Origin of the sequence: Rhodococcus sp. BS-15, assembly GCF_000813105.1 — a bacterium.
In the GTDB taxonomy this organism is placed as follows: Bacteria; Actinomycetota; Actinomycetes; order Mycobacteriales; family Mycobacteriaceae; genus Rhodococcoides.
The window spans coordinates 1-11,153 of the sequence record NZ_BAOX01000160.1 but is presented as its reverse complement, the minus strand read 5'-3'; the positions used below and the strand labels follow the sequence as shown (position 1 = coordinate 11,153).

Annotated in this window: 3 protein-coding genes and 1 pseudogene; all 4 read right to left on the bottom strand. The window is 65.4% G+C overall.

The features are described 5' to 3' along the window. Positions 1 to 5,640: non-ribosomal peptide synthetase (locus RHBS_RS17190; RefSeq protein ID WP_236745387.1), on the bottom strand; the 5,640-nt coding region annotated here is incomplete at its 3' end. A 9-nt stretch (positions 5,641 to 5,649) separates the two neighbouring features. Continuing rightward, positions 5,650 to 8,802 carry a non-ribosomal peptide synthetase gene (locus RHBS_RS17185; protein WP_187298529.1) on the bottom strand — a complete coding sequence of 1,051 codons (3,153 nt, stop codon included), beginning with the start codon at positions 8,800 to 8,802 and terminating at the stop codon, positions 5,650 to 5,652. 205 nt (positions 8,803 to 9,007) lie between these two features. Further along, a pseudogene (locus tag RHBS_RS17180) lies at positions 9,008 to 10,685 on the bottom strand ((2,3-dihydroxybenzoyl)adenylate synthase). Positions 10,686 to 10,691: 6 nt separating this feature from the next. Further along, the coding region (locus RHBS_RS17175) for a phosphopantetheine-binding protein (protein WP_237669316.1) at positions 10,692 to 11,153 on the bottom strand (462 nt) is incomplete at its 5' end.

The following is an 11,153-nucleotide window of genomic DNA, read 5'->3' as shown; positions in this document are numbered from 1 at the left end:
GCGGTGACCGCGAATTTTCACCTGATCGTCAGAGCGGCCGCCATACCGCAGTGTGCCGTTCTCGGTCCACGCGACGAGGTCCCCGGTCCGGTACAGCCGCGTGCCGTCTACGGCGAAGGGGTCGGCAACGAAGCGGTGTGCCGTGCGCCCCGGCGCATTCCGGTATCCCCGCGCGACGCCGGGCCCCGCCAGGTAGAGCTCGCCGAGCACGCCGGGCGGCACCAGTCGGAGACTTCTGTCCAGTACATAGGCCCGCATGTTCGTCACCGGCCGACCTATCACCGGTTCACTCGACAGTTCGGTGGAGGTGTACACCGCATCCACAGTCGCCTCGGTCGGCCCGTAGAAGTTGTACGCAACCAGGGCCTCGTTGCTGCGCAACCGATTCCACAGTTCGGCCGATACCGCTTCTCCCCCGACCCCGACCGTGGTCAGCGTGTCGATCGATCCCGATCGCATCATTTGCTCGAGCAACGACGGCACCACCTCGATGAAGTCTGCCGACAGCGCAGTCAACCGAGCAGTCAGTTCCACTGGGTCGAGAACTGTCTCGGGATCGATCAGATGCACTGTGTGGCCGCCGAACAGCCACAGCTGCGGCTGCCAGGACGCGTCGAAGGCCATCGACCACGCGTGCGCCACGTTCAGAGTCGACTTACCTGCGCGTCGGGCAGCCGGTTCGTGCACGTTCTCGCGATGCGAGTGATACAGGTTCGTCAGGCCACGGTGTGGGACCAGAACGCCCTTGGGCACACCAGTCGTGCCCGAGGTGTAAATCGAGTAGACGGGGTGGTCGGGATGCAACGGTGCTCGCCGTTCGGCATCGGTGACGCCTACCGAATCGATGGACGAAGTAGCAAGCGATGCAACGGAATCCGCGTTCACCGTCAGCACCGGCTGTGCGTCGTCGAGGATCTGGCCGGTGCGGTCGGCCGGCCAGTTCGGATCGATCGGCAGATACGCTGCCCCGGACTTCATCACGCCGAGGATTACCGCCATCGTGAGAACTGTGCGCGGGGCCAGAACGGCCACGAGGTCCTCGGCACCCACGCCCGCACCGATGAGCCACCGTGCGGTTCTATTGGACAAGCGGTCCAACTCGGCGAACGTCAAGGCCGCGGCGGCGTCCTGAACAGCGATCGTATCGGGCTGCCGCGCCACCTGTTCGGAAAAGAGTTCGACCAACGTTTCGGACGGATAGGTGCGCGAGATGCCGGCCTGCTCAGCAGTGAGCCGGTGCGCCGTTGGCTCATCCACGAGGGGCACAGATGCGATCGACGGGTCGCCTGCCTCGGCGAACGTCCGAAGCACCGCCGCCATGGCCGACGCCACCGCCCGTGCTTGCCCGACCGATACTGCGTCGCTTCGATATTCCACCACCAACCGCAGTTCTCCGCCCGGAAACACCGTCAAGGTCAGCGGGTAGTGCGTCACCGTGTCGAACCCTGCGACCGAGACCGAGAAGTCCTCGGCGTCGACACCGGAGGTATCGGCGGCAGCGAAGTTCTCGAACACGACGAGGGTGTCGAACAATGTTCCACGGCCGACTGCCTTCTGGATGTCCGACAGACCGACGTGATGATGCGCGGCAACGGCGATGGAGAACTCTCGCAGGCCGGCCAGAACCGACGACACGGTGGCATCGGGGCCGATGTCGACGCGCACCGGAATGGTGTTGATGAACAGCCCGACCATGTCCCCGACGCGGGCCAGGTCGGTCGGGCGTCCCGACACTGTGGACCCGAACACCACCGATTCGGAATCGGTGAACGCCGAGAGCACCACGGCCCATGCCGCATTGATCATCTCGCTCGCCGTCACCGATCGACGGCGAGCGGAGGCTGCCAGGCGGGCAGAGTCCTGCACACCCCAACGCAGCTCGATTTCGCGGGCCCCGGATCGCTCCTCGGACGGCGACGCGGTCGGGGCCAGGATTGTCGGCACCATGTCGGCACCGAGCGCTCGACGCCACACATCGATCGACGAGTCGTTCCGACGGGACAGCCATCGCAGATAGTCGTCGAACGGCACCGGAGCCGGTAGATCCCGGCCACCGTAGAGCATGAACAATTCTGTGCCGACGGTCCCCATCGACCAACCGTCGACGAGAAGGTGATGCATGGTCAGTACCACACGATGAAGCTGTTCTCCGCAGTCCAGCACGAGGACTCGTACCAGGGGACCGTTCTCGATGTCGAAGGTGCTTCGATCCTCGTCGACCAGGGCGCGCGCCGAGGGCGAATCCGGATGGTCGACCGTCTGCCTGCGTACGTGCACTCGTTCCGTGTCGCGGACGGCGACGGTGATCCCGGAATTCAGAGTGAGAAAGCGTGAGCGCAGCGCCGGGTGGCGCTCGGACAATGCGGCGAGCGCGTCCTCGAGTTTTCCGACGTGTAACACGCCTCGTACCTCGAACTCGGTGGCGATGACGTAGATTTCCTCCAGTCCGTCTCCTGCAGCGACCGACTGGAACACGAGCCCTTGTTGCAGCGGCGTGGCCGGACGTGCGCGCTCGGTATCGATACCGAGTGTGCGCAACTCGGCGAGGTCCTGTGCGTCCAGTAGCGGCGCAACGATCTCGGGTTCGGTTGCAGTGCTCTCGGTTTCGGTGTTCCGAGCTCGTTCCACCAGTCCAGCGACGGTGCGGCACTCGAAGACATCGGCGGTCGTGATCACCAATCCGGCACCCCGTGCGTGATGAACCATGGTGATGGCAGTGATGCTGTCGCCGCCCAACGCGAAGAAGTCGTCGTCGACCCCGATCGACTCGGCACCCGTACGAGTCGCATCGGCGAACAGGTCGACGAGGCAGCGCTCGTCGTCGGTGGCAGCTGCTCGTGAGCGACTCGGTCCGTTCTCGGGAATCCCGCGCTGCGTCAGATCCACCAGGTCCGTCTTGCCGTTGGGGGTACTCGGTATTTGGTCGATCGCCACCCAGAACGCCGGCACCAGATACTCGGGCACCCGGCCGCGCAGAGCGTCGCGCACTGCGGCGGCATCGACATCGCCGGGGGTCACGTAGGCAACGAGCACGGTTGCGCCCGCGTGGTCGGTCACCGCCACCACTGCGCACTCGTTCACGGATTCGATATCGGTAGTGAGGTTTTCGACCTCCCCCAGCTCGACGCGATGGCCCCGGACCTTGACCTGCCGGTCGGCACGTCCCAGGAATTCGAGCGCACCGTCGTCGAGGATGCGGGCGCGGTCACCGGTCCGGTACATCCGGCAGCCGTCCCCGCCCGGGTCAGCGACGAACCGGGCGGCGGTCTCGGTCGGTCTTCCGAAATATCCGCGGGCGAGCTGCACGCCCGAGACGTAGAGTTCGCCGCCGATCCCTGTTCTCAGCGGTCGCAGTCGGTCGTCGAGCACGCCGAGGACCGTGTTGTCCACCGCCGTTCCGATGACGGCCGGGTCGCCTGCGACCCTGTGCACGGCAACGTCGCCCGCCACCTCGGAGGAACCGTAGGAGTTGTGCACGGACGCATCGGGCGTGGCGCGTCCGATCGCCTCGATCGTGTTGCTGTTCAACGGCTCTCCGCTGAGGATCCAACTGGTCAGCGAACAGCATTCCTGCGGCGAGGTCGTCGCCAATGCTGCAGCGAGTGATCCTACGGCGGTGATCTGCTCGGCCCCGGATCGAGCGACGAGCTCGACCAACGCCCTCGCATCGGCATATTCGTGATCCTGTGCCAGCACCAGGCGTTGGCCCGCGAGAATTCCGGTCAGCAGTTCGGTTGCTCCGTCGATGAACGACAGTGAGCTCTTGGCAATCCGGCTCGTGGGGCCGCCCCAGTGCAGTGTCGCCCAGTGCAGACGATTGGCCAGCGCGCTTCTGGTTCCCAGCACTCCCTTGGGTGTACCGGTCGAGCCCGAGGTGTACACCAGATAGGCCCCGCACTCGCCCGGGATGCTTCGGGCGAAGGGTTCTTCCACCGCCTCGGTGGCCGAGCTCCAATCGATTCTCGTCGCGGTCTCGAGAGCGGTCAGCGCTGTGGGGGTGGCGTCGTCGACCAACAGAATGTCGTGGCGAGAGTCTGCGAGCACGTAGTCGATTCGCTCACGCGGGTAACGAATGTCGACGGGGACGAACACCGCACCCACGTCGATGGTCGCCAGCAGCGCAGCCACCATGTCGGCACCCCTGCCGAGAGCAATAGCGACGCGGCTCTCGGTCCCGATACCTCGGCTGCGTAGCCGCCTCGACACCTCGGCCACCCGGGATCGGAGTTCGGTGTAGGTGATCGCCTCACCGCCGACCTCCAACGCGACATCCTCACTCGACTGCTCGAACCTGTCGGCGAGTGCCCCTTCGAGCGTCGACACTGCCCGACCAGGACCGACACTGTATCCCTGGCCGTCCGGGGCCGACAACAGCTGCGACACATCGACGTTCGGACGGCCCATCAGCCGGTCGAGCATCTCGACGAACGTCTCGGCGCACAACGTGGCCGAACGATGATCGAGGGCGGCGTCGTCGTGCAGCACGAAGGCCCACAGAGCAGGGTCGGGACCGACGATCAGAGCCATCGGAAAACTCATGTGCGCGCCCAGTACCGTTACCTCGTCGACGGCCGCGTTTGCTTCGGAGGGCAGTGCCGGATAGTTCTGATAGACGACGATGGTGTCGAACAGTTCACCGCCGCCGACGGTTCCGGCGATCTCGGACAGGCCGAGGAATCGGTGCTCGTCCAGGTCGAGATGGTCTGCCTGTAGGCCGTCGACCACGTCGGCAACGGACTCGCTCGTATCGAACCGGAGCCGCACGGGCACGGTGTTGAGTAGCAGACCGACCATCGCCTCGGCCCCGTCGAGGTCGAACGGCCTGATGGAGCTCGCCATCCCGAAAGCCACGTCGCCTGCTCCGGTCCGAGCCGCCAGCATCGACGCCCAGGCCACCTGCACCACCACGTTCGTGGTCACGCCGCGGCTCCGCGCGTAGTCGGCGACGCGTCGTGCCAGACCGTCACCGATGTCGAGATCGATCCGAGACGGTGAATTCGCTTGTGCCGGTTTTCCATCTGCGATCAGCGTCGGAGAATCGAAGCCGCCGAGATAGTTCGCCCAACGCGCCAACGCCGCACCACGATCCTGACCGGCCTTCCAGGCCAGGTAATCGCGATAGTCGGGTGCAGGGGGCAGAGCAGCCGACTCCCCCGCTGTGTAGAGGGAGATCAACTCACGAACGAAGATGGCCTCGGACCATCCGTCCATCAGGGCGTGGTGGTAGGTGATCAGTACCCGCGGCGACCGAGGATCGGTGGAGTACGCGAATCGGATCAAGGGCCCCTCGAAGAACGCGAATCCGGCGGATCGGTCGCGGCCAAGATGATCGTCCCAATCTCCGCCGACAGGTGTCGGTTCCGGTGTCGACGCACGCGGAACCACCCACACCAGGTCGCCGTTACGGCGCTGGCGCAGCTGCGCTTTGATGTTCGGATGACGCTCGAGTAGGTGCTCGAGAGCGCGGGTGAGGCGGTCGACTCGAACCGGGGCGGTCAGGTCCAACACCGTCTGAGAGAGATACGGATCCTGTTTCGCTGCAGCGAGACTCGACTGCAAGTACATTCCCACCTGCAGCGCCGTCAGCGGGAGGACAGCCGCGATCTTGGATTGCGGAGTCGTCGCGGTATCGGTCGTCATCTCGGTCACTCACATACTGCTTTCGAATTCGTCGAGCTCGGCCTGGGACAGGTCCACGGTGACCGCTGCGGCGGAGACTTCAGGCCGGGTGGTCTCCTCGGTGACGAGCTCCGCACCGAACATCCGCACTGTTCGCTTGCGCATCACCTCCCGCGGTGCCAGCGGGATGGACGCCTTGCGCGCCCGCGACGCCACGGCGAGTGAGGTGATGCTGTCACCTCCGAGAGCGAAGAAATCGTCGTCGATTCCCACCCGGGTGACCCCGAGAACCGCCTCGACGATCTCGCACAACATCGTCTCCACCGGTGTTCGCGGCGGCACGAACGTACCGCCGCCCGCGGAATCGACGGCCGGCAGAGCCCGTACATCGAGCTTGCCGTTGATCGTCATCGGAACACGTTCGAGCGCAGCGAACAGCGTGGGCACCATGTACTCCGGAAGGACGGCCGCGAGCTCGTCCCGAATGGATCCGAACAGCGCGGAATGGTCCTCGGACGCAGCGGCATCCCGGGGGACCACGTACGCGGCGAGCGCCCGAGTACCCGCTCCGATCTCCACCGCGCGCACCACCGCGCCGGCAACCGCATCGCAGTTCGCCACTGCCCGTTCGACTTCTGCCGTCTCCACCCGATAACCACGGATCTTCACCTGGTCGTCGGCCCGGCCCAGATAGTCGAACAGGCCGTCGGGCCTGATCCGGACCAGATCGCCAGTACGGTACATTCGCTCACCCGGTGCCCATGGATCGGCGACGAATCTGGTTGCCGTCTGGCCGTATCGGTGCAGGTAGCCACGGGCCAGACCCACACCCGACAGGTGCAGCTCGCCGACGGATCCCATGGGAACGGGCCGCAGCCACTGATCCAGAACGTACGCGCGGGTTCCGAGGATAGGTGCACCGATCGACGGGGTGTCGCTGTCTCGGGTACCGGCACCGAGCGCATTGATCGTGTACTCGGTGGGCCCGTAGAGGTTGTAGCCGACGTCTCCCAGCTGCTGCCACAGTGAATCCGGAACCGCCTCCCCGCCGAGGAGCACCAGCGGAATCCGATGCCCGTCGTGCTCGTTCATCAGTCCCAGATCCAGCAGGTGCCCGGCGTACGTGGGCGTCACGTTCACCACGTCGATCCGGTTCTGCTCGCAGTATCGAGCCAATGCTTCACCGTCACGACGCAATTCCTCGTCGCAGACATGCACCTCGTGGCCTTCGACGAGCCACAACAGCTCTTCCCACGACATGTCGAAGGAGAACGAGACGGTGTGCGCGATCCGCAGCGTCCGATCCCCGGCCGCGGCGATGGTGGGGACGAAGATCTCGTCTCGGTGGTTGATCTGCATGTTCGTCAGCCCCCGATACGGGGTGACGACGCCTTTGGGTGTGCCGGTCGAGCCCGAGGTGTAGATGACGTAGGCCGGGTGCTCGAGGCGACCGGGAGTACCGGGTGCGAACGGGCCCGAGTCGAACTCCGACGGGTCGACGCGTTCCGTCAATTCGGCTGCCACGGAGGGATCGTCGACGATCATCGCGGTGGCGTCGGTCGTCAGTCCACGGGACTGCGTCGCGGTGGTCGTCACCAGGATCCTCGGCCGTGCGTCGGCCAACATCAGGTCGAGGCGATCGCTCGGATAGTCGAGTTCGAGGGGCAGATAGGCCGAGCCGGTGCGTAGTACCGCGAACAGCGCCACCACCATCTCCACCGAACGAGGCAGCGCGAGGGCAACGATGCGTTCCGGACCTGCACCTCGGCGCAGGAGTGCCCGTGCGCACGCACCGACGCGCGCATCCAATTCTCCGAACGTCACCCGTTCGGCCCCGAACACCAGCGCGGTCGTCTCGGGGACCGCCGCGGCGCGGTCGGCGAGCAACTCGGCGATCGTGGAATCGCGCAACCGCTCCAGCCTGTAGTCGAAACCGTTGTCTGCGATGCTCACCGATTCGGTTGCCGGCGCAGGCCAACGCGACATCGGCAGATCGGGTTGCTCGGCAACGGTTGTCAGAGCGCATTCGAAGGAGTCGAGTAAGAACAGTGCGCGATCGTCGTCCACCGATTCGGGCAGGTACGTCACCGATAGATTCAGCTCGTCGCCCGGGTCGACGGCAATCGACACCGGGAACTCGGAACCGTCGACGGTCGAGATGTGTCGCACCTGCCGCTCCGGCGATACAGCGGCGGACGCGGCGGGACCAGCCGCGTTGCGCAGCACCAGCAGCGTGTCGAACAGCGCACCCGCACCGATCGCCTTCTGAATCCCGCCGAGACCGAGGGTGTCGTGTGCCATCAGATCCAGGCGCTGATCCTGTACCCGCGAAGCGATGTCTGCAGCAGTGTCGGATCCGCCTGCCGCGACCCTGAGCGGAACGGTACTGATGAACGCACCGATGGCACGCTCCGAGCCGGGCACCTCCATCGGTCGCCCGGCAACGGCGGTACCGAATACCACGTCGGACCGACCGGATACGCGCATGAGCACGCTCGCCCACCCGGCGGCCAACACGGTGAAGAGCGTCGAGCCGGTCTCGCGCGCAATCGAATCCAGTCGGCCGGACACCGCCCGCGACAGTCTGCGTTCGACGCGTCGGGGAGCCTCGTCGCCGCCCCGACCCGAATCGGCCACGAGTGTGGGGGTGTCGACATCGCCGAACCAGCGCTGCCATGCACGCTCGGACTCGGCCCGGTTGCGAGAGGTCAACCAGCGCAGGTACTCCCGGTATCCGTGATCGATGTTCGGGCTCGCGCCGTCGTACTGCTCCAGAACACGGGCCACCAACAACGCCGAGGAGCCGCCGTCGAAACACCCGAACCAGTAGGTCGTCAGCAGGCGGTCGACGCCGCCGGGAAAGTGCACCAGCGTGACCCGGAACAGTGGAGGCGCAGCGATGTCGAACGACCGCTGCCGGTCGTCGGCAAGTACCCGGTTCCACTGCTCGTCGATCTCGCTCGCCGAGCAGCTACCGAGGTCCACCACCGTCAACGGTGCCTGCACCGCAGAGAGCACCACTTGCACCGGCACACCGCCGTCGGGAGTGACGAACGCCGTCCGCAGCGCCGCAGTGGAATCGACCACCGACTGCAGAGCGTGCCGAACTCTGTCGCCGTCCAGAACCCGATCCACCTCGACCACGGTACGAACGGTGTAGAGCACGGTGGCGTCCGCATCCACGCCGACTGATAGACCAACCCGAGTTGCAGCGGAGACAGTGGCCACACATCATCGACGGAGCCGAATCGCGTCTTCGACCAACCGAATTCGGACGACTCGGGATTCGCGAGAGGACCGAGCTCGACCTCGGCGGTCTCGCCTCCCCGGGCGCGCCGCAGCCGATCCGCCAGCAACCGACGCTTGATGTCGTCGAGATCCGTCGGCTTCATCGATTGGCCTGCCGTTCGGTGGACTGTGTGACGAGCAAGGACTTGTCCACTTTGCCGATTGCCGTGACGGGAAGCGACGGCCGTGTCACCACCCGGTCGGGCAGCTTGAACCCCGCGCAGCCTGCGGCCGTGAGGAATGCTCGCACCTCGCGACGGTCGGACACTGTCGTTCCGAGCACTGCCGTTCGGCACGATCACGGCGCAGATGCTCTCGCCCACATCGGGATCGGGTACTCCGATCACCGCAGCTCGAGCAACTCCGGGATGGGTGAGCAGGAGATCCTCCAGCTCGTCGGCCGCGACGTTCTCACCGTTGCGGGTGATGACGTCCTTGATCCGGCCGGTGACGACCAGGTGACCGGAAGGCAACTGCCGAACCTGATCTCCGCTTCGATAGAAGCCTTCGGGGGTGATGGCCGTCGTATTGTGCTCTGCTGCAGCGTAGTAGCCGTTGATTGTGTACGGGCCGCGAGTGAGCAGCTCACCGGTCTCCCCGGTGGGGACGTCGTGACCGTCGGCATCGACGATCCGGATCTCGTCGTGCTCGGACAGGGGACGCCCCTGGGTGCCGATCACCAGATCCGGTGCGTCGTCGGTCCGCGTGTAGTTCAAGAGACCCTCGGCCATCCCGAACACCTGCTGCAACCGGCACCCGAGCGACGGTTCGACGAGCTTGGCGATCTCGGGTGTCAGTTTCGCTCCCCCGACCTGTAGCAACCGCAGACTGGACAGGTCCGCGTCTTCCCAGTCCGTGGCCTCGCACCACACATGCGTCAACGTCGGCACGAGGGCGGTCACCGTGACCCGATACCTCTCGATCACCGCGAAGACCTGGTCGGGACTGGGGGTCCGGGAGAAGACCACCGTTGCTCCGACCCCGAGTGCACCGAGCAGACCCGGACACGCCAGTGGAAAGTTGTGCGCGGCAGGGAGAACCGCGAGATAGACGTCCTCGGCAGTGAGTTCACAGACCTCGGCGCTCGCTCGTGCGTTGTACTCGTAGTCGTTGTGGGTGCGCGGAATCAACTTCGGCAGTCCCGTCGTTCCGCCGGATACCAACAGCACTGCGATATCCGCAGGGGACGCACGCGGAAATTCCCGTGACGCACCGACGACGGAAGACAACGGACTGTGCGAGCCGCAAGAACCATCGACGAAGACGTCCCGAATGGTCGGCACCGACGCCACTGCCTCGTCGGCGAGCGCTCGGTAGTCGAAGTGTCCGTCCCGCTCCGCGGTCACGTACGCCACGGCCTTCGATGTGGCTGCCAGATGAACGATCTCGCGTCGACGATGCGCGGGGAGAGTGAGTACCGGGACCGCGCCGCACTCGAGCAACGCGAACAGCACAACCACGAACGACACCGAATTGGGTAGTTGCACAACCACCCGATCCCCCGGCCCGATACCGCGGTCGGCAAACCCTGCTGCAGTCGCTCGTACCCGTGTGTACAGCTCGTCGTACGTCAGCTCCTCGATTTCGTCGATGACCGCGCGACGAGAGCCGAACCGGTGTACCCACGACGTGAACACGTCGGGAAGTGTTGTCTCGCGCCAGAGTCCGGCGTCGAGGTACGTCCGGGCGCGGTCCTCGTCGAACGGTACGAAGTCAGCGTTGTGCTCGATGACTGGGTGCACTGTGGATTCCCGATCGTGGAAGGAGTGAGTGGGCATATCGACTCAGGGAGTGTGCTGGTGGTCGAGCGCAGCCAGCAGTTGGTCCTCCGACATGGATTCGATCGACACATAGATCTCCGCCGTCGCCTCGAGCAGTTCGGCATCACCTTCGGCTGCGATCATCGACTCCGCCAGGCCCGACACGGTCGGCGCAGTGAACAGCATCCTCACCGTGACGGAGGTGATGTCGAAGGCCGCACGAATTCGGGCGACGATGGTGGTCGCGAGTACGGAGTCGCCGCCCAACGCGAACAGGGTGTCGGTGACCCCTATCTCGTCGACGCCGAGCACGGTCTGCCAGATCAGGGCGAGTGCACCCTCGAGTCGGGTTCGAGGCGCAACACGTGCCCTGGCTCGCTCGGAATCACCTGCCGCTCGGCAGAGTTGGACGATGGCCGCCGCATCGATCTTGCCGTTGACGGTGAGCGGCAGGGTGCGCAGCGCCACCATCCGGTCCGGCACCAT